At 64.0% G+C, this 21,768-nt stretch carries 21 protein-coding genes and 3 tRNA genes; 16 read left to right on the plus strand and 8 right to left on the minus strand.

What is annotated here, in order from left to right; translation table 11 throughout:
- Positions 1-9 precede the first annotated feature (9 nt).
- From BO74_RS04900 to BO74_RS04910, 3 genes are read left to right on the plus strand one after another with little or no spacing between them, the layout of a single operon-like run.
- Positions 10-723: a FadR/GntR family transcriptional regulator gene (locus tag BO74_RS04900; protein ID WP_496440473.1), complete on the plus strand. Its 714-nt coding sequence runs from the start codon at positions 10-12 to the stop codon at positions 721-723.
- A 7-nt stretch (positions 724-730) separates the two neighbouring features.
- Positions 731-1,150: a YchJ family protein gene (locus BO74_RS04905; RefSeq protein WP_496440474.1), complete on the plus strand. Its 420-nt coding sequence runs from the start codon at positions 731-733 to the stop codon at positions 1,148-1,150.
- Positions 1,150-1,878 (plus strand): pseudouridine synthase, encoded by a 729-nt coding sequence (locus BO74_RS04910; RefSeq protein WP_496440475.1) that lies wholly within the window; start codon positions 1,150-1,152, stop codon positions 1,876-1,878. Before BO74_RS04905 ends, BO74_RS04910 begins: the two co-directional genes overlap by 1 nt.
- Here BO74_RS04910 and tilS read toward each other — a convergent pair.
- A complete protein-coding gene (gene tilS / locus BO74_RS04915) occupies positions 1,875-3,260 on the minus strand; it encodes a tRNA lysidine(34) synthetase TilS (RefSeq protein ID WP_496440476.1) in 1,386 nt (461 codons plus the stop codon). The two genes, BO74_RS04910 and tilS, sit on opposite strands and share 4 nt — an antisense overlap.
- Complete coding sequence (locus tag BO74_RS04920) at positions 3,229-4,197, minus strand: acetyl-CoA carboxylase carboxyltransferase subunit alpha (protein ID WP_496440477.1); 969 nt, start codon at positions 4,195-4,197, stop codon at positions 3,229-3,231. Before BO74_RS04920 ends, tilS begins: the two co-directional genes overlap by 32 nt.
- Before the next feature lie 150 nt (positions 4,198-4,347).
- Here BO74_RS04920 and BO74_RS04925 point away from each other — a divergent pair.
- The 5 genes from BO74_RS04925 (at position 4,348) to BO74_RS04945 (ending at position 6,119) form a co-directional block, all read left to right on the plus strand.
- A tRNA-Ala gene (locus tag BO74_RS04925) sits at positions 4,348-4,423 on the plus strand.
- A 30-nt stretch (positions 4,424-4,453) separates the two neighbouring features.
- Positions 4,454-4,529: transfer RNA gene (locus tag BO74_RS04930), tRNA-Glu, on the plus strand.
- A 24-nt stretch (positions 4,530-4,553) separates the two neighbouring features.
- A tRNA-Asp gene (locus BO74_RS04935) sits at positions 4,554-4,630 on the plus strand.
- Positions 4,631-4,728: 98 nt separating this feature from the next.
- Positions 4,729-5,505, plus strand: coding sequence for a phosphoadenosine phosphosulfate reductase domain-containing protein (locus tag BO74_RS04940; protein WP_496440478.1), 777 nt, complete (start codon positions 4,729-4,731; stop codon positions 5,503-5,505).
- Entirely contained in the window at positions 5,502-6,119 is a 618-nt protein-coding gene (locus BO74_RS04945; RefSeq protein WP_496440479.1) for a DNA-3-methyladenine glycosylase family protein, read from the plus strand. Before BO74_RS04940 ends, BO74_RS04945 begins: the two co-directional genes overlap by 4 nt.
- A 154-nt stretch (positions 6,120-6,273) precedes the next feature.
- Here the strand turns inward: BO74_RS04945 and BO74_RS04950 are convergent, their stop codons facing one another.
- The 4 genes from BO74_RS04950 to BO74_RS04965 all read right to left on the minus strand — a co-directional run bounded on the left by BO74_RS04950 (position 6,274) and on the right by BO74_RS04965 (position 12,432).
- Positions 6,274-7,152, minus strand: coding sequence for an HDOD domain-containing protein (locus BO74_RS04950; RefSeq protein WP_496440480.1), 879 nt, complete (start codon positions 7,150-7,152; stop codon positions 6,274-6,276).
- A gap of 38 nt (positions 7,153-7,190) precedes the next feature.
- Positions 7,191-10,694: an EAL domain-containing protein gene (locus BO74_RS04955; protein ID WP_496440481.1), complete on the minus strand. Its 3,504-nt coding sequence runs from the start codon at positions 10,692-10,694 to the stop codon at positions 7,191-7,193.
- A 196-nt stretch (positions 10,695-10,890) separates the two neighbouring features.
- Complete coding sequence (locus BO74_RS04960; RefSeq protein ID WP_496440482.1) at positions 10,891-11,514, minus strand: LysE family translocator; 624 nt, start codon at positions 11,512-11,514, stop codon at positions 10,891-10,893.
- A 93-nt stretch (positions 11,515-11,607) separates the two neighbouring features.
- A complete protein-coding gene (locus BO74_RS04965; protein WP_496440483.1) occupies positions 11,608-12,432 on the minus strand; it encodes a helix-turn-helix domain-containing protein in 825 nt (274 codons plus the stop codon).
- Positions 12,433-12,602: 170 nt separating this feature from the next.
- Between BO74_RS04965 and BO74_RS04970 the strand changes: the two genes are divergently transcribed.
- The 7 genes from BO74_RS04970 (at position 12,603) to BO74_RS05000 (ending at position 18,580) form a co-directional block, all read left to right on the plus strand.
- Positions 12,603-14,249, plus strand: coding sequence for a peptide chain release factor 3 (locus tag BO74_RS04970; RefSeq protein WP_496440484.1), 1,647 nt, complete (start codon positions 12,603-12,605; stop codon positions 14,247-14,249).
- A 4-nt stretch (positions 14,250-14,253) separates the two neighbouring features.
- Positions 14,254-15,084, plus strand: a complete 831-nt coding sequence (locus BO74_RS04975; protein ID WP_496440485.1) for a Cof-type HAD-IIB family hydrolase — start codon at positions 14,254-14,256, stop codon at positions 15,082-15,084.
- 89 nt (positions 15,085-15,173) lie between these two features.
- Positions 15,174-16,259: a protein-glutamate methylesterase/protein-glutamine glutaminase gene (locus tag BO74_RS04980; RefSeq protein WP_496440487.1), complete on the plus strand. Its 1,086-nt coding sequence runs from the start codon at positions 15,174-15,176 to the stop codon at positions 16,257-16,259.
- Positions 16,260-16,392: 133 nt separating this feature from the next.
- Complete coding sequence (locus BO74_RS04985) at positions 16,393-16,761, plus strand: CidA/LrgA family protein (protein ID WP_496440489.1); 369 nt, start codon at positions 16,393-16,395, stop codon at positions 16,759-16,761.
- Positions 16,758-17,483, plus strand: a complete 726-nt coding sequence (locus BO74_RS04990) for an LrgB family protein (RefSeq protein WP_496440491.1) — start codon at positions 16,758-16,760, stop codon at positions 17,481-17,483. The genes BO74_RS04985 and BO74_RS04990 overlap by 4 nt, the downstream gene beginning before the upstream one ends.
- A 29-nt stretch (positions 17,484-17,512) precedes the next feature.
- Positions 17,513-18,154 (plus strand): YceH family protein, encoded by a 642-nt coding sequence (locus BO74_RS04995; protein ID WP_496440493.1) that lies wholly within the window; start codon positions 17,513-17,515, stop codon positions 18,152-18,154.
- Positions 18,155-18,235: 81 nt separating this feature from the next.
- Positions 18,236-18,580 (plus strand): 4a-hydroxytetrahydrobiopterin dehydratase, encoded by a 345-nt coding sequence (locus tag BO74_RS05000; protein ID WP_496440495.1) that lies wholly within the window; start codon positions 18,236-18,238, stop codon positions 18,578-18,580.
- Here the strand turns inward: BO74_RS05000 and BO74_RS05005 are convergent, their stop codons facing one another.
- Both BO74_RS05005 and BO74_RS05010 read right to left on the minus strand, forming a co-directional pair.
- Entirely contained in the window at positions 18,581-19,411 is an 831-nt protein-coding gene (locus BO74_RS05005; RefSeq protein ID WP_496440496.1) for a DUF6282 family protein, read from the minus strand. It abuts the gene before it with no gap.
- Positions 19,412-19,420: 9 nt separating this feature from the next.
- On the minus strand, positions 19,421-20,725 hold the full coding sequence (locus BO74_RS05010) for an SLC13 family permease (protein ID WP_496440498.1): 1,305 nt from the start codon (positions 20,723-20,725) through the stop codon (positions 19,421-19,423).
- Between the two features lie 290 nt (positions 20,726-21,015).
- Between BO74_RS05010 and BO74_RS05015 the strand changes: the two genes are divergently transcribed.
- Entirely contained in the window at positions 21,016-21,753 is a 738-nt protein-coding gene (locus BO74_RS05015; RefSeq protein WP_496440499.1) for a GntR family transcriptional regulator, read from the plus strand.
- Positions 21,754-21,768 lie beyond the last annotated feature (15 nt).

A 21,768-nucleotide genomic window follows, 5' to 3' on the forward strand; every position in this document is an offset into this window, starting at 1 on the left:
TACCCACCCATGCCTTTCGAATCAATCGACACCCGCCGCCTGTACCGCCAGATTGCCGACCAGATCATCCGCCTGATCGACGCCGGGGAATACAAGCCGGGGGAACGTCTGCCGGCCGAGCGGATACTGGCCGAGCGCCTGGCGGTCAGCCGGCCGACCGTGCGGGAAGCGCTGATCGCGCTGGAAGTCGAAAGCCGGGTGGAAATCCGCGGCGGGTCCGGGGTGTTCGTCCTCAACCGCACGGCGCCCGCCTCGTCCCGCGCGGCGGCGACGACAAACGGCATACCGACACCGGGTCCGTTCGAAGTCCTCTTCGCCCGTGACCTGATCGAGCCCGATATCGCCGCACTGGCGGCAAAAAACGCCACCGAACGGCACCTTTCCGCGCTGGCGCAAGCGCTCGGCGAAATGGTCTGCTGCTCGGCCGGGGACATCAAGCGGCTCGAATACGACCGTGAATTCCATTTCGCCCTCGCCGAAGCCTCGGGCAACAGCGCCCTGCTGCTGGCCATCCAGGCCTTGTGGACGACGCGCGTGCAACCGGTCTACCTCTGCCTGGAGGACCATTTCCACTCCGAGCAAGTCTGGCAGCGCGCCATCATCGAACACCGGGAAATACTCGAAGCCATCAAGCACGGCGACGCCAAGGCGGCGCGTTCGGCAATGCACCGCCACATGCGCAACGTCCGCACCCGCTTCTCCTCGGCCTGGCGCGAGGAGTGAACATCGCATGGGCGCGACAAAGCCAGACGGTGCCGATTGCCCTTGCGGCAGCGGACGAAGCTACCGCGACTGCTGCAAGCCGTACCACGAAGGCCAGCCCGCCCCCTCCGCCGAAGCACTGATGCGCTCGCGCTACAGCGCTTACGTCAAACGTCTCGCCCCCTACCTCCTCGCCACCTGGGATGCGCCAACGCGCCCGTCAACGCTCGACCTGGACGATGACGACACCCGCTGGCTCGGCCTCGAGGTCAGACGCCACACGGCGACCGGCAATGACAACGCCACCGTTGAGTTCGTCGCCCGCTACAAGGTCGCCGGACGCGCCCACCGGCTGCACGAAGTCAGCCGCTTCGTGCACCGCGATGGGCGCTGGTATTACGTCGACGGCGAGTTTCCCGAGCCCGGCAAGCAGCAGAAGAAAAGTTGATGCCGGAGACGCTGCCGATCCTCTACCGCGACGAGCATCTGGTCGCCATACACAAACCGTCGGGACTGCTGGTACATCGCACCTGCCTCGACCGCCACGAGACCCGCTTCGCCGTGCAGATTCTGCGCGACCAGATCGGCCGGCACGTGCATCCGGTCCACCGGCTCGACCGCGGCACCTCCGGCGTGCTGCTCTTCGCCCTCGATCGCGACGTCTGCAGCCGCCTCGCCGCGCAGTTCGAGACGCAACAGGTGGAGAAAACCTATCTTGCCATCGTGCGCGGCCACCCCGCCCCGGAAGGCCTCATCGACCACCCGCTGACCCGTCAATTCGACGCCTACGAGTTCCGCCCGGCCAACGCCACCGGAGAGGCGCAGGATGCCGTCACCCGCTTCCGCCGGTTGGCCACAATTGAACTCCCCTACGCAGTCGATCGCTACCCTAGCAGCCGTTACGCCCTGCTCGAACTCGCGCCGCTGACCGGACGCCGGCACCAGATCCGCCGCCATCTCAAGCACATCGCCCACCCGATCATCGGCGACGCCACCTACGGCAAGGGACGCCACAACCGGCTGTTTCAGGAACTGTTCGGCTGCCATCGCCTGCTGCTCGCCTGCAAGAAAATCCGCTTCACCCACCCGGTCAACGGCGAGTTCATCGTCGTCACCGCGCCACTCGCACCGGATTTCACCAGCGTCATCGACGCGCTCGGCTGGGAGCCGGCTTAGTCGCGTTTGTAATCACTTTCCCAGACGGGCAGAACCCCCGCCTCGCCCTCGGGACAAGCGAACGCCGCATCGATGCCGACCCCGCCCACCCAGGCGAGCCGCCCATCGACCCAGAGAAACGGCAGGCGCGGACGTTCCCACGGCGGCACGCCGCCCTCCTGCAACAGGTTGCGCAAGGTCCGGCGCGGACGTTTCGCGCCCGGCTGCAAACGCTCGCCGCCCTGTCTGGGCACAAGGGAAACGCTTGCATCGACCAACAACGCGCGGCGCAAGCCCTGTCCTTTCGATTCAGCAAAGCGCACGCGCCCGCCCGCCCACGGCAAGATCTCCTGCCCCGCCCAGGCCAGCGGCTCGTTCGGCGGAAGCGGACGCAGCGGAACCACATGCACTTCGCCGCGATAGACGTGCAGCTCGCCTTCCGCGGTCGCCACGCAGACCTCCGACAACGCGTCAGCGGTCTTCAATTGCGCCAGCGCCTCGTCGATCCAGGCTGTATCCGGCGCCTGAAAGCCGGCGCGCTGCCAGACATGGCGCAACAGGTTGCGCGCGCGTTCGTGCGGCAGCGCGTTGACCGCGGCCAGCGCCAGCCGCCCGCGCGCTGTCGCAACGGCGACTCGGTCCATTTCAGCCAGATCGTCGAGCAGCGTGGCTGCCGCGGCGAAGTGGCCGGCGGCACGGGCCAGCGAGCGTTGCGTGCCCGAAAACGACGCTTCCAGACGGGGAAAAATCTCATGGCGCAGGAAGTTGCGCCGAAAGTGCCGGTTTGCGTTGCTTTCGTCCTCGATCCAGCGCAGCCCGTGCGCCCCGGCATACGCCTCGATTGCCGCGCGCGGCACGTCGAGCAGGGGCCGCACCAGCGCCGGCCCGCGCACCTGCGGCCGCTCTGCCAGCATCCCCGCCGCCCCGGCAACGCCCGCGCCACGCAACAGGTTGAGCAGCACCGTTTCGGCCTGGTCGCCCCGATGGTGCGCCAGTGTCAGCCAGTCAGCCCGGCGATCGGCAAAAACGCCGTGCCGCAACCGCCGCGCTGCCGCCTCCAGTCCTTCGCCGGTATTACGGGGAACCTGCACACGGGCCACCTCGATGGGAACAGCCAGCCCGTCGCAGAGATCGACACAGAACTCCGCCCAGGCATCGGCATGGGGACTCAGCCCGTGATGGACATGGACCGCTTCAAGACTGACGCCCGGACCATGCCGCCGCACCACAGCCTGCAAGGCGTGCAGGAGGACCACCGAGTCCATCCCGCCGGACAGGCCGACGCACACGCGCCCCCCGCGGGAAAGGCGGGATGAAAAAAAAGCGGAAACCGCCGACTCGACCGGGGCAGCCGAATCTCCCGGCGGCCGTTCAGGACGCCGGCTGCTCTTGGGTTCGGCCATAGGCCATCAGGCGCTTGAAGCGCGTTTCGAGCAAGTCGTCGATGGACAGGGCATCGAGTTTCTTGAGTGATTCGCCAAGCGCCTTGCGCAGATTCCGGGCCATCAGCTCCGGATCCCGGTGCGCGCCGCCGACCGGTTCGTTGACGACCTTGTCGATCAGGCCCAGCGACTTCAGCCGTGGCGCGGTGATGCCCAGGATTTCCGCCGCGTCGCTCGCCTTCTCGGCGCTTTTCCACAGGATCGAGGCACAACCCTCCGGCGAGATGACCGAGTAGGTGGCGTATTGCAACATCTGCACGATGTCGCCGACGCCGATCGCCAGCGCCCCGCCGGAACCGCCCTCCCCGATCACCGTCACGATGATCGGCACCCGCAGGCCGGCCATTTCCTGGAGATTGTGCCCGATCGCCTCGGACTGGCCACGCTCCTCGGCGTCGATCCCGGGATAAGCGCCGGGCGTATCGATGAAGGTCAGCAGCGGCAAGCCGAACTTCTCGGCCAGGCGCATCAGGCGCAACGCCTTGCGATAGCCTTCCGGGCGCGGCATGCCGAAGTTGCGGTACAGCTTCTCCTTGGTATCGCTCCCTTTCTGATGACCGATCACCATCACCGGCCGCCCGTCGAACCGGGCGAGACCGCCTACGATCGCCGGATCATCGGCGAAGGCACGGTCGCCATGAAGCTCCTCGAAATCGGCAAACAGCAACCGGAGGTAGTCGAGCGTATAAGGCCGCTGAGAATGACGAGCCACCTGGGCGATCTGCCAGGGCGTCAGCCGCGAATACACGTCCTTGGTCAGCTGCTGGCTCTTTTTTTCCAGTTGCGCGACTTCGTCCGAGACATCGACAGCGCCATCGTCCTGCGATGCGCGCAGCGCTTCGATCTTCCCCTCCAGATCGGCAATTTGTTGTTCAAAATCAAGGAATGAGGTTTTCATCAGAGGGCGTCCGTGAGAAGTGGCAGCCATTCTAGCGCAAAGCTGGAACACCGGATTCCGGGCGAGGAAATCAACAAAGATGCAAAAAATATCTCGAAAACACTTTACAACCCTGGAATGCCTCCCTATAATGCGCACTCTTTCGAGCACGGGGGTATAGCTCAGCTGGGAGAGCGCTTGCATGGCATGCAAGAGGTCAGCGGTTCGATCCCGCTTACCTCCACCAAGCGATCGAAAGAGAAAAGTTTTAGTCCGGGTCCCCATCGTCTAGAGGCCTAGGACACTACCCTTTCACGGTAGGTACCGGGGTTCGAATCCCCGTGGGGACGCCAAGGTTTTTGCAGTACTGCAGCAATGGAGTGGTAGTTCAGTTGGTTAGAATACCGGCCTGTCACGCCGGGGGTCGCGGGTTCGAGTCCCGTCCACTCCGCCAAGCATTAAGAAGAAACGATCGACCGGCAACACGCCGCTCGATCGTTTTTTTGTTCACCCGTCAGAAAATCCGCGCCAAATCGATCGCCAGAACAGACCGTGACCAAGCTTGAGCAGACCCGCCAGACCCTCCGCGATGCCATCCTGGCTGCGCAACGTCCGGTGCTCGCGCTTTCCGGCGGTAAGGACTCGGTGATGCTCCTCGACCTGTGCCTGCCGTATCGTGACCGGTTGCACGTCGTCTGGGCCCGCACCACGGAAACCTTCCCGCACATGATCGAGTTCGTCCGGCGCAACGTGGCGGGATGGGATTTCGTCGAACTCGTCGGTGATCAGGCGAAGCATTTCGCGAAGTACGGCTGGCCGTCGGCGATCATTCCGGTGCGCCACCGGCCGCACGAGAAAAATCCGGGCATCCTGATTCAATCGGACGGGTACTGCTGCAAGGATCTGCAGTACCGACCGCTCGCCCGCTACGTCAAGCGTTACGGCGCCGATCTCGTCCTGCATGGGCAGACGGCCGAAGATCTGCGCAACGTGAAGCTGTCGTTTCCGAAAATGCTTCGTCCGCTGGCACGCGACCGGATCGTCGCCCCGCTCGACGCCTGGACCGCCGACGAAGTGCTCGATTATTGCCGGACACACGACATCGAATTGCCTCAGCAATACGGCGACGGCCTGCCCGATTCGCTCGAATGCTGGAACTGCACGGTGCGCACCGACCTGCAGCGTTTCCTCTGGATGCAGAAGCGTTATCCGGAACTTGCAACCCGCCTGGCGGCGATGATGCGCGACGTCTACGGCGCCGTGCTAACGGACTACGAAACCCACATCAAGCCGGTCATCGACGCCGCCGACGCCAAGGGAAAGCCGTGACACCCGCGTACTGGATTCAGGCGTCGCAGGATCTGGCGCAAGTCGATCCGGTCATGGCCGAACTGGTCGAACGCCATGCCGGCGAATCGATTGTCTCGCGCGGTGATCCGTTCGCGACGCTAGTCCGCTCGATCGTCGGCCAACAGATTTCGGTCAAGGCCGCCGACAGCGTCTGGGCACGCCTGATCGCCGCGCTCCCTGCCCTGACGCCCGCTGCCGTCCTCGCCTGCGCCACCGAACAGTTGCGCGCCTGCGGCCTGTCGGCGCGGAAGGTGGAATACGTTTGCGACCTGGCCGCCCACTTTGACGGCGGCCGGATTCACACACACCGCTGGCCGGCAATGGAAGACGCCGAGATCATCGACGAACTCACCGCCGTGCGCGGCATCGGCGTCTGGACGGCCGAGATGTTCCTGATCTTCAACCAGTTGCGCCCGGACGTCTTCCCGCTCGACGACATCGGCCTGCAGAAAGCCGTCGCCCGGCACTACCTCGCTGGCGAACGCCCGTCGCGCCGCCAGCTTGCCGACGTTGGCGATCGCTGGCGCCCCTGGCGTTCTGTTGCCACGTGGTACCTGTGGCGCAGCCTGGACCCGGTGCCGGTCGAATACTGACGTACCTGGCGTAGCTATTGCTTCGGCACGATGAAGTATAAAGACCTCGTCATACCGGCGCAGGCCGGTATCCAGTATCGGAGAGCAATCGCCGACTGGACCCTGGCCTTCGCCGGGGTGACGAATTCAGACATTACCTTGCCGAATCAATAGATCAGGCAAACGCCGCCAACATCTCCTGTGTATCGGCGTCGATCTGCGGCAACAACTCCGCGAAACGCTGACGGACTTCTCCGAGTTGGCCTGCTTCGAGGTCAGCCCCTTTCTGGAACCATTCGAGATGCGATCCGGCCAGGATATTGCCGATAAAGACGATGTCGGCCAGCGTGCGTACTGCTTCGGGCAACACGCGCGGCTGATCATGGTCGATCGTCGCGTTAACGATCTCCTCCGGAACACCGATGGCATCGAGCAACGAGACGCCGATGCTCTCATGCCACTGCAGGATCAGGTACTTCACCGTTTCGGGGCGCAGACGCAATTCCTCGTACTGGGACGCGCGATACAACATATAGAACGCGCCGAGGTCATGCACCAGACCGGCAAGCATGGCCTGATCGGGGCTGATCCGCCCGTTCTGCCGCGCCAGCAGGCGCGAGGCGGCGGCCGCCCGGATCGAGTGCTCCCAGAGACTGCGTGAAATCTCGCTGAACAGCACCATATCCTTGGCACGCAACATCTGCCCCATGGCGACGCCCAGCGCCGTGGTCCGCACCATCTCGACACCGAGGCGCTGCACGGCAGTTTGTAGGTCACGCGCCGGCGTGCCATCCGGGCTGTACAGCACCGAACTGGCCAGATGCGTCAGCCGGCTGGCAATCAGGGGATCGAGCGTAACGATCGCGGCGATGCGCGAAACCGGCAGGTCCGGGTTCTGCAATTCCTTGCGCAGTTTCAGCGCGGCGTCGAAACAGGTCGGGAAGACTACGCTGTCCGAGGACAACTCTTCGGCGATGTCTTCGAGCATCTGGAAACGCTGAGCCTTCAAGGCGTCGCCAACCTTGTCGACGCTCGGATTCTCGTTTTCTGTCATGGTGTGTCTTCGTTTCTCGTTGCCGGCAAGCCCGGCAGTCATTCGGCGGGTTCGGTAACCAGCATTCTAAGCCGGGACTGCAGTACGTCGCTCAACTCGCGCAGCTTTTCCGCTCCGGCGCCACGTTCCGTCGAACGGGATGCCGGCCCGTTGTCACGCAAGGCATCCGCCACGGCGTGAATATCGGCGTGCAAACGTCCGATTTCAGCGAATTCGGGACGCACCGCGTGCCGCGTCGCCCCTGCGCCCGCCAGCCACTTGCCGAAGCGGCAATGCTCCTTTCCGAAGGCCACGCCGCTTGTCGACGTACCGGCCAGTTCCTTCTCGACCGCCCGCACCCAGGCGCGATGTTCGGTTCCGGCAAACAGCGCCGGCAAATCCTCCCGGCTCACCGGCCGCAAGGATTTCCAGCGCGGGTCCGGGGCCCAGTTCGTCGCCCACGCGGCGAGCTCGTCGGCCGGCATCGGCCGGGCAATGCCATAGCCTTGCGCCAGTTCGCAGCCCAGCAGCAGGAGCATTTCGCCGTGCGCGGCGGTTTCCACCCCCTCGGCGATGACCTCCCGCCGGAAAGCAGCGGCCAGGCTGATCACACCTTCGAGGATGGTCAGGTCATCCGGGTCGTCGAGCATGTCGCGCACGAAGCTCTGGTCGATCTTCAACTCATCGGCATCCAGTCGCTTCAGATAGGTGAGCGAGGAATACCCCGTGCCGAAATCGTCAAGAGCGAAGCGCACGCCGAGTTGCCGGCATGCCGCGATGATCGACGAAACCCGTTCGAGGTCCTCCAGCGCACTGGTTTCGAGCACCTCGATCGTCAGATCACCCGGCCTGACTTCCGGATGTTGCGCCAGCGTGCGCGCGAGCAGCGATACGAAATCGCCCCGCTGCAACAGACGGGCGCCGACGTTGACGCTGACCGGAATGGCGCCGCAGGCCGCCTGCCAGCGGGCGATCTGCGCAACCGCCTCGCCGACCACCCACTCATCGACGTCGCCTCCCAGCGGATCGTTTTCGATCTCGGGCAGGAACGCCGCCGGCGACAGCACGCCCTTCTCGGGATGATGCCAGCGGATCAGCGCCTCGGCGCCAACGACCCGTCCCTTGCGCATGTCGACCTTGGGCTGGTAATGCAGGACAAACTCGCCGTCGCGCAGGGCCTGCCGGACACGTTCGCGGCTTTCATGGCGGCCGCGCAGGCTGCGATCGTGGTCGGCATCGAACATCTGGGAGCGGTTCCTGCCGCCCAGCTTGGCCTGGTACATCGCCTGATCCGCCTGCCGCAGCAACTGATCGGCATCCACCTCGTCACGTTGCGGGAAGAAGGTGACGCCGAGGCTGGCGGACACCTGTAGTTCCAGATCGCCCTCGCGCACCGGCTGCGAAGCGGCCGCGAGCAAACGGTTAAGCATCGGTTCGCAGGACGACGCATCGGGAAGATCGATCAGCACGACCACGAACTCGTCGCCGCCAAGGCGCGCGAGCGTATCGCCTTCGCGCAGCGTCTGGCGCATGCGGTTCGCCACGGCCACCAGCAACTGGTCGCCGATCTTGTGGCCGTGCGTATCGTTGATCGCCTTGAAGCCGTCGAGATCGAGATAGGCGACGGCCAGCAACTGCTTGCGCCGAAGAGTTTGGGTCATCGCCTGTTTCATCCGGTCGGCCAGCAGCGCCCGATTCGGCAAGGTGGTGAGCAGATCGAAATGGGCCATTCGGGTCAACTGCTCTTCATGCGCCTTCATCGGCGTGATGTCCGTAAACAGGGCGACGTAACGCAGGGTCCGCCCCTCCTCGTCACGCACCGCGCTGATGGCCAGCAGTTCCGGATAAAGCTCGCCGTTCTTGCGGCGGTTCCAGATTTCCCCGCTCCAGTTGCCCGTTTCCAGGAGTTCACGCCACATCGCCTGGTAAAACTCGGGAGGATGGTGGCTCGACCGCAGGATGCGCGGATTCTGGCCGATGGCTTCCTCCCGCGCATAGCCGGTAATCCGGGTGAATGCCGCATTGACGTCGATGATGGTGCCATCGGCGGAGGTAATCGTGATGCCCTCCTGTGCATGCAGGAAAACGCTGGCGGCCAGCTGGTTTTTCTCTTCCGCGCGCTTGCGCGCGTCGATATCGGCGATCACACCGACGAGGCCCAGCTTCATTCCGTTCGCATCAAACAGCTGCCGGCCGGTCAGGTGCCCCCAGAACACGGTCTGCCCGGCGCGCCAGTAGAGCCGGTCAAGATCGACCGACGGAATCTGGCTGCCGAGCAGCGCCAGCATCTTCTCGCGGGCGGTCTCGCGCTCGGACGGATGCACCAGCGCGACGTACTCGTTGCCCAAAAGCGCGTCGATCGGGATGCCGAACATCTCGCACATCCGTCGGTTGGCTTGCGTGATGCGCCCGCGCATGTCGATCACGAAAATCGCGACGCTTGACGTATCGAGAATCTGCTTGAGAAACGATTCGCGCTGCCCGAGTTTTTCCAGCAAACAATTGAACGCCTGGATCAGCCGCCCGATCTCGTCCTCGCGCGCAACGGCAAGCGGCCGGGCCGCCTCCTCTTTTCCGGAGAGTTGCGCCAGCGAGTCGGCCGCCAGCAGCATCGGCGCCAGCTGGCGCTTGAGCAGCCACCAGGACAACACCGCGGCAAGGAGCGTCAGCACGATCGTCGCAACCAGCATGCGCTGTTCCATCTGGCGAATCGCGGAAAACGCCTCGTCGGTCGGCAAATACCCGGAAACGAACCAACCCGCCACTGGAACCTGCCTGGCCGCCGAGAGAATCTCGACGCCGAACGAATTGAACGTAACGCCAAACCCCTCGAAACCACTGACAAAGCGATCGAACAACGGATTGACGCCGAACGGAATCACTTCCATGACGCGCCGTTTGTCCGTGGCCGTGGCGATCATCCGCTGCTGCGGCACCACCAGCAGATAGCCGCCGGTCCTGCCATAGTGATTTTGCGTGGCCTGATCAAGGAAGTTTGGCTCACCCATGTTGATCACGCCTATCAACGCGCCGACGACCCTGCCATTTCCGGCACGCAGCGGAACCGCCACCACGACCACGGGAATGCCGGACGTCCGCCCCATGATCGGCGCGCTGATGGCCACCCGCCCTTCGTCGAGCACGTTCCTGAGATAGTCCCGATCCAAGTAACTCACCCCCACGCGCCCGGAAGAGAGCGGAATGGCCGCAATGGTCATGCCGGCAGTGTCGGTGACGAACGTGCCACCGTTGAACTTGCCGAACAGGTTTTTCCAGCCTTCGAGATGCGCCTGGATTGCCGGCGGCCCGTCAGCCATCACTGCCTCCGTCTGACGCGCCACCTCGCTCAGCCAATCGATCCGGTCCTCGAACTCATGATCGAGCCGATCCGCTACCAGTGAGACGGTGGCGAACTGATGCTCGCCGAACTCGCGCTCCATATCGGCACGCAAGGTGCGACTGGCGTAAAAGGAGAGCGTCCAGAGGCTGGCCAGGAAAATGGCCAGGGTTCCGATGGTGAGCCGGGTCTTGAGCGAGTTGAAGAAAAAGGCGTATTTGCCCATGCAGTAGTCCGGCACCGAAACGTTTCTTGACCCAAGAGCATTCCGGTTTGGCAACGTACCGTCCGGCTGCTTTTTCGGGAGGACTTTAGCAGCAATCCCCCGGTTAACGCATCGGAATTCGTGCCGGACGCCCGATCCGCCGTCGGGATCGAAGCGCCTTTGCAACAGATACTCCGCCCCTGCAGCGGGACGATCCTCAACGCGCTCCGGCAATCGCGGCAGCAAGGGCCAGAAGCACCGCACCGGTCAGGCGTTCGAGCATGCGGATATGCGCCCGGAAATGGCGCACGAGGGGCGGATGGCCGGCGGCACGCGCCACGCCGAGATCCCAGCCGAGGACCACGGAGAACATCCACGCGCCGTAGGCCAGACGGACGCCCAACGGCGTGGCGGCGTCGAAACCGAGCGAGAACAGGCTGGCGTAGAACAGCGAGTTCTTCGGATTGAGGATGCCGGAGACAAACCCGGTCCGCCACTCCGTCCACCAGCCGGACGGACTCGCCGGCGTACTGTCCGTGCTCGGCATCGCAAGTTCACCCGACGAGCGAATGAAGCGCCAGCCGAGCCAGGCGAGGTAACCGCAACCGCCCCACGTGAGCAGCGAGAAGAGCGGCGCCGAGGTTTGCAGTAGCGACACGCCGGCAATAGCCAGGGCGATATACACCGCGTTGGCCACGGCAATGCCGACGCAGACGCCGCTCGCCGTGCGCGGGCCGTTGACCACCGCGCTGCGGACGATCAGGAAAAAGTCCGGCCCCGGACTGACCAAGGCCAGAAAATGCGCCCCGGCGATCACCAGAAATTGCTGCCACGCTGCCACATCCCGCTCCCTGCCTGATTGAGAAGGCACCACTCTGGCAAAGGACGAAGCAGACGTCTTGAACGAAATTGCGCTCGGGAAGCCCTCCCTCATTCAGGCAGTCGGCGAACGGTATTCAGCCGGCGTCGCGGCGACACGCCGCTTGAAGGCGCGCTGGAAATGGCTCTGATCGGCGAAACCGAGTTGCGCCGCCACGTCGGCCAGCGGAAGCCCCTGTTCGAGAAGAACGCGTGCCCGGCGGATCCGCAGGTCGATCTGCCACGCATGCGGCGTCATGCCGACCGTGTCGCGAAAACGGCGCAGGAAATGATAGCGACTCATCCCGGCGACAGACGCGAGCAAGGCCAGCGGCAACGGCTCGGTGCAGCGCGACTCGATCAGCGCCAGCGCGTCGTTCACGCCGGCATTGCCCGAGGCGGCCGTTGCTGCCGCGAATGACTCCCGGTCCTTGAGAATGCGGTACAGGTCGCCCACGAACAGCACGACCTCGGCTTCCTTCTCGGCCTCCGGCGCATCACCGAACAGGAGGTCGGTCAACCGGACCAGCCGGGAATGAACAAGCGGCTGGATCGCCGCATCGGGAAAACCGTCGAAGACGCCGGCGGCGAACGGCTGCCATTCGCCGATCACGTCGGTCACCCACACCGGATCGAGGTGGAGCATCCGGTAGCTCCAGCGCCCGTCGCTCGCCGGGTTGCAGCAATGCACGACACCCGGCGGAATCAGCACGACATCGCCAGGACCGAGGCGCCGCTCGACATCCCGCAGCGAAAACGCGCTCTCGCCGCCCTCCACCGAGCCGATCGACAGACTGTCGTGCGCGTGGGGAATGTAGCTGTTGCGGCTGGCGCTGGCGCAGCGCGCTTCGACGAAGGGAAGCGCGACGGAGCGCCAGAAACGGTGATCGGCGACGGACATTGCGGACAGAAAACTCCCGAGGGGGCGTGGAGACGACCGCCATAGTGAGGAATGACCTCGCGATGGTCAATCGAGAAAAGCCCGTTCGACATTCCATCGCGTAGCATGCCCGGAACGCTTCTTCGGTATACTTCCGCCTTTACGTTCGTTCCCCGTCGAAAGCGCATTCAATGAGTTCCACCCCGGATTCAAACGCCACTCCTTCCACGTCGTCCTCGCCGTTCCCGCCCGAAATCCTGCGCGATGTGGCCAAACGCCGCACCTTCGCCATCATTTCCCACCCGGACGCGGGTAAAACGACGCTGACCGAGAAGCTGCTGCTGTTCGGCGGGGCGATCCAGCTGGCCGGCACGGTCAAGAGCCGCAAGAGCGCGCGCCACGCGACCTCGGACTGGATGGAAGTGGAAAAGCAGCGCGGCATTTCGGTGACCAGCTCGGTGATGCAGTTCGAATACAACGGGCACACGGTCAACCTCCTCGACACGCCGGGCCACCAGGACTTTTCGGAAGACACCTACCGCGTGCTGACCGCCGTCGACGCGGCAGTGATGGTCATCGACGCGGCCAAGGGCGTCGAGGCGCAGACGATCAAGCTGCTCGACGTCTGCCGCATGCGCAACACGCCGATCATCACCTTCGTCAACAAGTTCGACCGCGAGGTGCGCGAGCCTTTCGAACTGCTCGAAGAAATCGAGGACGTGCTGAATATCGAATGCGCGCCGATCACCTGGCCGATCGGCATGGGCAAGACCTTCCGCGGGGTGTACCACCTTGGCAACGACAGCCTGCTGCGTTTCTCGCCGGGCGAGGAAAAGCGCACCGAGGCCGAGAAGATCGACGGCATCGACAATGCCTTCCTCGACGAACAGTTCCCGCTTGAGGTCGGCAAGCTGCGCGAGGACGTGGATCTGATCCGCAGCGCCAGCAGCCCGTTCGACCTCGTTGATTTCCTCGCCGGCCAGCAGACGCCGGTGTTCTTCGGTTCCGGGATCAACAATTTCGGCGTGCAGGAAATCCTTGAGGCGCTGCTCGACTGGGCGCCGCCACCGCAGCCGCGCGACGCGGGCGTGCGCATGGTCGAACCAGCCGAACCGGCCTTCTCCGGCTTCGTCTTCAAGATCCAGGCGAACATGGACCCGAAGCACCGCGACCGCATCGCCTTCTTCCGCGTCTGTTCCGGCCGTTACTCCTCCGGGATGAAGGTCAAGCACGTGCGCATGGAGCGCGAGATGAAGCTGGCCAACGCGCTGACCTTCATGGCCAACGAGCGCGTGCTGATGGAAGACGCCGTCGCCGGCGACATCATCGGCATCCACAACCACGGCCAGCTGCACATCGGCGATACGCTGACCGAAGGCGAAACGCTCGGCTTCAAGGGCATCCCCTACTTCTCGCCGGAGCTGTTCCGCAGCGCACGCCTGCGCGACCCGCTGAAGAGCAAGCAGCTGCAGAAGGGCCTGCAGGAACTCGGCGAGGAAGGCGCGATCCAGGTGTTCGAGAACCTCGCCTCCGGCGCGCTGCTGCTCGGCGCAGTCGGCGTGCTGCAGTTCGAGGTCGTCGCCCAGCGCCTGCAGACCGAGTACAAGGTCGACGCGATCTTCGAACCGGCGGACATCCATACCGCCCGCTGGCTGACCTTCCCGGACGACGTCACGCGCAGGAACTTCGAACGCGAGCAGCAGCACCGCATGGCCAAGGACGTCGACGGCAACCTGGTGTATCTTGCCAGCACGCGCTACAACCTCGACGTGACTCGCGAGAAATGGACCAAGGTCGGTTTCCACGCCTCGCGCGAGCACGGCCAGGTTCTGAGCTGACCCCATGCCCAGCATCTTCTTCTTCGACATCGACAACACGCTGCTGGATCACAGCACGCTGACCATCCCGCCCTCCGCGCTCGCCGCCATCGACGAACTCAAGCGGGACGGGCATACGGTCGTCGTCGCCACCGGACGCTCGCACGGGCACGCCAAGCCGTTCATCGACCAGGTTCGCCCGACCTTCGCGATCACCCAGAACGGCGCGCGCATCCTGCACGAAGACAATGTGGTGTTCAGCGAGCCGTTGCCTCGGCAACGGCTCGCCGCACTGTTCGACTGGATGGCCGGGCAGGGCCATTACTTCGGCGTCAACGACGGCACCTCGGGCTACGTCAACACGCAGGTGCCGATGACCACGCAACCGCTCGACACCGTCGCCATGCCCTACCAGTCGGACGACCCGATCCATCGCTGGCGGGACGTCTTCCAGGGCTGGCTGTTCTTCGACGAGTCGCTCGATGCCACGCTGATTCCGTCCATTCGTGAGCGTTTCCCTGAATTCGACATCGTGCGCTGGCACCCGTGGGCCGTCGACGTCCAGTTGCACGCCATCAACAAATGGACGGCCTGCCAGTGGGTCATGGCGCGCACCGGATTCTCGCCCGAGCAGGCCATCGCCTTCGGCGACGGGCTGAACGACATGCAGATGCTCAAGGGCGTTGGCCTCGGCATCGCCATGGACAACGGCCACCCCGAATTGAAAGCCGTCGCCGACCGGATCGCCCCGGCACTGCACCTCGACGGCATCGCGCGGATGCTGCGGGAACTGTTCCTGGCGACGCCCGCCGGTTCGTTTGCTTCTTATTCGACGCCCACGCACGACGGACAGTAATCCGCCCACGAGGACGCCATTCATCCCGGCGGATCGACACCTTCGTTCCTCGGCCGACACCGTACCAGGGTGAAGCAAATGGAGACGCCATGAGCCCAAAGACCAAGGTAATGATCGTCGACGACTCGGCGCTGGTCCGCCAGGTCATCACCCAGGCCATCTCCCGCGACCCGTCGATCGAAGTGGTCGCCACGGCGCAGGACCCGATCTTCGCGCTCGAAAAGCTGAAAAATCAGTGGCCCGACGTGATCGTCCTGGACATCGAAATGCCGCGCATGGACGGCCTGACTTTCCTGAAGAAGATCATGGCCGAGCACCCGACGCCGGTGGTCATCTGCTCCTCGCTGGCGGAAAAAGGCGCACAGGTCACGATGGAAGCGCTGGCGTCGGGCGCGGTGAGCATCATCACCAAGCCGAAGATCGATCTCAAGGCCTTCCTGCAGGATTCGGCCAACGACATCGTTGCCCACATCAAGGCCGCCGCGCGTGCCAACATGGGTGCCGTGCGGCAGATCACCCGCATGGCGACCCCGCCGATCAACCGTCCGAAACTGTCCGCGGACGTGATGTTGCCGAGCACGCACACCGGCGCGCGGATGTACGGCACGACGGACAAGCTGGTCGCCATCGGCACCTCCACCGGCGGCACCCAGGCGCTCGAAGCCGTGCTGACCCGGTTGCCGGCGGTCAGTACCGGCATCGTCATCGTGCAGCACATGCCGGAGCGCTTCACCGCGATGTTCGCCGAGCGTCTGAACAACCTGTGCCAGATCGAGGTCCGTGAAGGCAAGGACGGCGATCGCGTGCGGCCCGGCCTCGCGCTGATCGCTCCCGGCGGCAAGCACATGCTGCTCAAGCGCAGCGGCGCCCAGTACTACGTCGAAGTCCGCGATGGCCCGCTGGTCAACCGCCACAAGCCGTCGGTCGACGTCCTCTTCCGCTCGGTCGCCCAGGTTGCCGGGAAGAACGCGCTCGGCATCATCATGACCGGCATGGGTGACGACGGCGCCCGCGGGCTCAAGGAAATGCACGACACCGGCGCGCAAACCATCGCCGAGGACGAATCCTCCTGCGTCGTGTTCGGCATGCCGAAGGAGGCCATCAGGCTCGGCGCGGCCGGGAAGGTCATCCCGCTCGACACGATTCCCAAGGAGATTATTGCCTACGGGGCCTGACAGGACGTTGGCGTGGTGAACAGCACGCCGATACTCGGGATGCCGTTTCCGCGATCGGGGCAAACGCGCGCCATTGGCGCCTTTCCGCCTTTTCCGGTAGGCTTGCGCCTCCGTTTCTCCCGCGCCGCGCCCCATGCTCAACACCCTCGCCCTTCTTCTGCTCTTTCAACTGGGCGGCGAGCTGATCGCGCGCCTGTTCGGCCTGCCGATCCCCGGCCCGGTCATCGGCATGACGCTGCTGCTTCTTACCTTGCTGGCACGCGGCCAGGCCAGCCATGACACGCGCGCCAACGTCGGCTCTTTTCTGCAGCACATGTCGCTCTTCTTCGTACCCGCCGGCGTCGGCGTGATGGTGCATGTCCAGCGCGTTGCCAGCGAATGGTTGCCGATCGTCGTCGCACTGGTATTCAGCACTTTCGCCGGGATGGCGGTAACGGCTTGGGTGATCCGTGCGATGTCGCCAAAAAAGGAAGGCACTTCGGGAAAGGAGGCCCGCCCGTGAGCAGCCTGCCCCCTACCGAGCTGTGGAGCTACTTCATCCGTACGCCGCTGCTCGGCTTGTCCCTCACGCTTTCGGCGTATCTCGCTGGCGTCTGGCTGTTCAAGCGCAGCGGGCAGAAGCCGTTCTGCAATCCGGTGCTGATCGCCATCGTGCTGATTTCCCTGCTGCTGTGGGCCACCGGCACGCCGTACCAGGACTATTTCGACGGCGCGCAGTTCATCCATTTCCTGCTCGGGCCGGCGACGGTGGCGCTCGCCGTACCGCTGCATGCCTACTGGAAACGCCTGCGCGAGATGGCCCTGCCGCTGGTGGTCGGCCTGTTCGCCGGCTCGGCCACCGCCGCCTTCTCGGCGATGGGCATTGCCTGGCTGCTCGGTGCGTCACCGGAAACCATCTTCTCGCTCGGCCCGAAGTCGGTAACCACGCCAATCGCGATGGGCGTCGCCGAGCAGATCGGCGGCATTCCGTCGCTCACCGCGGTGTTCGTGATCATTACCGGCATCGTCGGCGCGTTCGGCGCACCTCCCTTTTTCCGCCTGCTGCGCATCGACCACCATCCCACGCAGGGATTCGCCATCGGCCTTGCCGCGCACGGCCTCGGCACCGCCCGCGCCTTCCTCGTCAGTGAGGAAATGGGCGCCTTCTCCGCGCTCGGGATGGGGCTCAACGGCGTGCTGACCGCCGTGCTGCTGCCCGTCCTGTTTTCCCTGCTGCTTCACTGATTGACTGATTCACGGAAAGGCCCACCGCCATGAACGCTCCACTGCCCTTGCTCACCCCGACCGAAGCCCGCATCCTCGGCGTCCTCGTCGAAAAGGAAAAGACGGTTCCCGACACTTACCCGCTGACGCTCAACAGCCTGACCTCGGGCTGCAACCAAAAGACCTCGCGCGATCCGGTGATGAATCTCGCCGAAAGCGAGCTCCAGGCGGCGCTGGAGGAGTTGCGCGGACGCGCGCTGGTGATCGAGAGCTACGGCGCCTCGGGGCGCGTGCTGCGTTACGCGCAGAATTTCGCCAAGGTCTACGGGCTGCCGCAGCCCAGCGTCGCGTTGCTCTCGATGCTCATGTTGCGCGGGCCGCAGACCGTCAGCGAACTGCGCGCCAATTGCGAACGGCTGTACCGTTTCGAGGACGCCTCGACCGTCGAGGCCTACCTGGAAGAACTTGCGGAACGCAGCAGCGGCGCACTGACGGTCAAGCTGCCCAAGCAGCCGGGCTCGCGCGAGCACCGCTGGGCGCACCTGCTGTGCGGCGAAGTTGACCTGCCGGCCGTGGCGGAATCCCGGCGCGAAAACACCAGCGCGCTGGAAGAACGCGTCACCCGCCTCGAACAGGAACTGGCGGAACTGCGCGAAACGATCGCTGCGCTGCTCGGCAACACGGCAGACTGACCCGCGCTGCGTTCCACGCAGTCGAACTGTAGCCGGCTGTTGCAATCAAACGCTGCAACGACCGGCCACAGGAGAACGACCATGAACGCACCGACCTGCGATCTCGCCAGCAAACACTGCAAGCCATGTGAAGGCGGCGTTGCACCGTTGACCACGGAAGAAGCTGAACAACTCTTGAGCACGCTGGACGGCTGGGCGCTGTCCGGCAACGAGATCGGCAAGACCTACCGCTTCCGGAACTACCACGAGACGATGGCCTTCGTGAACGCCACCGCCTGGGTGTCGCACCGCGAAGACCACCACCCCGATCTGGAAGTGAGCTACCGCGAGTGCCGCGTGCGCTACAGCACGCACGCCATCGGCGGGCTGTCGGAGAACGACTTCATCTGCGCGGCGAAGATCGACGCGCTGGTGAAATCGTCCTGATCAGAGTCCGAGCACCGTCGCCGGATTGACCTTGGTCATCCGGTCGATCGCCGTTTGCGGCACCCCGACATCGACGAGGAAGCCGATGTACTCGGCCAGCGCCTCGCTCCACACCGGATTCTCGACCTGACCGCCGTCGGTCGCCACGATCGTCGAGTCGAAACCGAGCGCTTCCATCGCGTCGAGATTGCGGCGGAAGTTCTTGTCGTACTTGCCGCCGACATTGCGGGCGTAGCAGCGCTCGAAAAACACGTCGAACTCGGCAAGACGCTTCTGATCGTCGATCGACATATCCACGGTCATCCATTCCGGATGATTGACGACGATCTTCCTGACGCCTTGCTTCCGCGCTTCTTCAACGACGACCAGCGATTCCGTCGGCGTCAGGTGGCCGGTCGCCAACGCAACATCGGCCTCGGCAACCATCTTCAGGATCGGCAGCAGCGCCGGGACGACCTTGCCGTCGACGACCGTTTCGACGCCATCGCTCTTGCCCTGGTGCTTGCGTTCATTGGCCGAGAACGACGTCGGCAGCCAGACGAACTTCGCCCCGAGCTTGATCGCGGTGTCCACGGCGATGGCGTTGAGTCCGCCGATGTGCGGATTGAGCACGATGCCGCCGAATACATCGATCCCCGGCACGGCGACGCGGGCCATCGCCGCGCGGTCCATGGTGGTGACGAGATGCGACTTGATGACGATCGCCCGCGCGCCGACCCGCTTCGCTTCCGTCGCCAGCTCGATGTCGTTGAGGCGCCGCACCCGGATGTCCGGATTGGTGTGGATATGGATATCGATGACGCCCTGCAACAGTTTTTCCGTATCAGTCATGCGTGCCTCCTAAAGAATGAAGATCAGCGCGCCGGTGAGCAGGAAGGCGGCGACGAAACCGATCGGTACGGCACGAAACAGCAGTTGCGGGAACAACTCGCTGCGTCCCTCTTCCGTCGCGCACGAACCGAGCACCAGGCTGCCGCCCGAGGAAAAAGGCGAGATCGCCGAGGCCTGCGCGCCTACCACGATGCAGACGAACAGGAGCATCGGGTCGAAGCCGCTGGACGCCGCCAGCGCCGGGACGAGCGGGAACAATGCCGGCGTGACCACCCCGAGTGTGCTTGAGAACAGGGACATGATCGCTGCGACCAGACACATGGCGAACGGCACCAGGTAGGTCGGCAGACTGGTGCCGATCCAGGAGGCCAGCAGCTGGATCGTGCCGGCCTTGATCGCCACGGAAATCAACATGCCGACGCCGCAGATCATCACCAGCGTCGCCCACGGCACCATCGCCAGTACCTTTTTCTCGTCGCCAAGTTTCAGCAGCAGGGCGATCACGGTGAAAACACTGGCCACCAGCCCGATGTCCATCTTCGAATTGACGAAGGTGATCAGCTTGTTGTCCGGGAGCGCCATGTGCAGCAGCGGCGCGGCGAGCACGATGCCCATCATCAGGGCGATCAGGAACAGCGTCGTCTTCTGGTTCTTGTCGAACGGCTCCGGCCGCTGCGAAAGCGAAATGGCACTGCCGTTCATGGTCTTCTTGTGATCGGTGAAGAAGATCAACCCGCCGAGGACGACGAAGGGAACGACCATGGTGCTGGCGAAAATACCGATCGAGTTGACGAAGGCCGTATCCGGCGAGATGCCGGCGTTCGTCATCAACCCGCGGAAGATCAGGCCACTCTGGCTGGCCATGAAGTTGGCCCCGGCCAGCGCGCCATAGTTGACCGCCATCGCCCCGATCATTTTGCCCATGCCTGTTTTTTCGCAGAGCAGCAGCGTGATCGGCGCCATGAACGCCAGCACCGTGTAGAAGCCGGCGCCCATCCCGGCGATCAGCGTCGCGGCGAGGAACACGGCGAACGGCAGCATGTGCGGAAACTTGCGGCAGCCGTACATCAAGTGGCCAGCAAGCTTTTCCAGCGTGCCGTTGACCAGCGCAAAGTTGTAGAACAGCGAAACGGCGAAGATGACGAAGAAGATGCTGATCGGCCACATCTTCACCACGTCCTTGGCCGACAGATCGAGCACGAAGCACCCGATGATGTAGGCGAAGGCAATCGCGAAAAAGCCCGTATTGATCTTCGTCCGGTACCCCAGCGCGATCGAAACCACGATCGCCGCCACCACGATCAGACTCATCATGACGATTCTCCCTTTATAGAGATGAAAACTGCACGCACACAAAGGGCCGCCAACGCAGTAACGGAATACTGCCGCGATGCCACGAAGGCGACCGGATTTTCTGGAAGGATGCAACTACGGTTTTTGTATTCCCGAAGAACCGGGAATCACCGCTATTCGTCTAGTCATATACATGAATAGATGTCACATCGTAAGCAGGGTCATTACCCGTGTCAACTGGATTTTCCGGCATGGACGAATCCGCCTGCTCCGGCTAGAGTTACCCTCCTTCTGAACCTCTGGACGGTTGTATGAATTCCGGCAAGCTGGCGCACGACGCGCGTCTCCCGCTTTACCAGCGATTGCGCGACGAGATGGTGGAGAAGATCACCGCGGGGGAATGGCGCCCCGACCAGGCGATCCCCACCGAAGCGGAACTGACCAGGACCTACGGCGTAGCCATCGGCACGGTCAGGAAAGCCGTAGACGTGCTCGTCGCGGAAGGATTATTGGAGCGCAGCCAGGGACGCGGCACCTTCATCCGCCGCCCGAGTTTCGACGCCTCGCTGTTCCGCTTCTTCCGCCACCTCACCAGCGAAGGCGGGCGCAAGATCCCCGAAGGTCGGGTATTGGCGCGTACCGTTGAAACGCCACCCGAATACGTGGCGTCGGCGCTGGGACTGAGCGCAAAATCAAAAGCAATCCGCCTCGACCGCCTGCGGCTGATCGACGGCCAGGTCGTCCTGGCCGAGGAGATCTGGCTGCCCAAGGCCCGTTTCGCCGCGCTGCTCGATGTGGAACTCGCCGAGTTCGACGACCTGCTCTACCCGTTCTACGAATCGCACTGCGGACAAGTCATTGCCTCGGCCAAAGAGACGCTGACGGTCGATTCGGCCAACGCGGAAATAGCCAGGGCACTCGGCATCGAGACAGGCAAGCCGGTCGTCGTCGTCGAGCGACTCGCCCTCGGCTTCGACCGCAAGCCGCTCGAATGGCGCCGCTCGCACGGCGCGGCGAACACCTTCCGCTACCAGGTCGATATCTGCTGATTGGACCAGGCAGGG

The organism is Propionivibrio pelophilus DSM 12018 (genome assembly GCF_059569095.1).

What these genes read in the sequence shown, in the direction of transcription:
- BO74_RS04910 (WP_496440475.1), top strand. Translation starts at nt 1,150, where the DNA reads ATGCCGGAGACGCTGCCGATCCTCTACCGCGACGAGCATCTGGTCGCC.
- BO74_RS05000 (WP_496440495.1), top strand. Translation starts at nt 18,236, where the DNA reads ATGAACGCACCGACCTGCGATCTCGCCAGCAAACACTGCAAGCCATGT.
- BO74_RS04995 (WP_496440493.1), top strand. Translation starts at nt 17,513, where the DNA reads ATGAACGCTCCACTGCCCTTGCTCACCCCGACCGAAGCCCGCATCCTC.
- BO74_RS05005 (WP_496440496.1), bottom strand. Translation starts at nt 19,411, where the DNA reads ATGACTGATACGGAAAAACTGTTGCAGGGCGTCATCGATATCCATATC.
- BO74_RS04950 (WP_496440480.1), bottom strand. Translation starts at nt 7,152, where the DNA reads ATGACAGAAAACGAGAATCCGAGCGTCGACAAGGTTGGCGACGCCTTG.
- BO74_RS04955 (WP_496440481.1), bottom strand. Translation starts at nt 10,694, where the DNA reads ATGGGCAAATACGCCTTTTTCTTCAACTCGCTCAAGACCCGGCTCACC.
- BO74_RS04900 (WP_496440473.1), top strand. Translation starts at nt 10, where the DNA reads ATGCCTTTCGAATCAATCGACACCCGCCGCCTGTACCGCCAGATTGCC.
- BO74_RS04975 (WP_496440485.1), top strand. Translation starts at nt 14,254, where the DNA reads ATGCCCAGCATCTTCTTCTTCGACATCGACAACACGCTGCTGGATCAC.
- BO74_RS04980 (WP_496440487.1), top strand. Translation starts at nt 15,174, where the DNA reads ATGAGCCCAAAGACCAAGGTAATGATCGTCGACGACTCGGCGCTGGTC.
- tilS (WP_496440476.1), bottom strand. Translation starts at nt 3,260, where the DNA reads ATGGCCGAACCCAAGAGCAGCCGGCGTCCTGAACGGCCGCCGGGAGAT.
- BO74_RS04970 (WP_496440484.1), top strand. Translation starts at nt 12,603, where the DNA reads ATGAGTTCCACCCCGGATTCAAACGCCACTCCTTCCACGTCGTCCTCG.
- BO74_RS04965 (WP_496440483.1), bottom strand. Translation starts at nt 12,432, where the DNA reads ATGTCCGTCGCCGATCACCGTTTCTGGCGCTCCGTCGCGCTTCCCTTC.
- BO74_RS05015 (WP_496440499.1), top strand. Translation starts at nt 21,016, where the DNA reads ATGAATTCCGGCAAGCTGGCGCACGACGCGCGTCTCCCGCTTTACCAG.
- BO74_RS04920 (WP_496440477.1), bottom strand. Translation starts at nt 4,197, where the DNA reads ATGAAAACCTCATTCCTTGATTTTGAACAACAAATTGCCGATCTGGAG.
- BO74_RS04985 (WP_496440489.1), top strand. Translation starts at nt 16,393, where the DNA reads ATGCTCAACACCCTCGCCCTTCTTCTGCTCTTTCAACTGGGCGGCGAG.
- BO74_RS04905 (WP_496440474.1), top strand. Translation starts at nt 731, where the DNA reads ATGGGCGCGACAAAGCCAGACGGTGCCGATTGCCCTTGCGGCAGCGGA.
- BO74_RS05010 (WP_496440498.1), bottom strand. Translation starts at nt 20,725, where the DNA reads ATGATGAGTCTGATCGTGGTGGCGGCGATCGTGGTTTCGATCGCGCTG.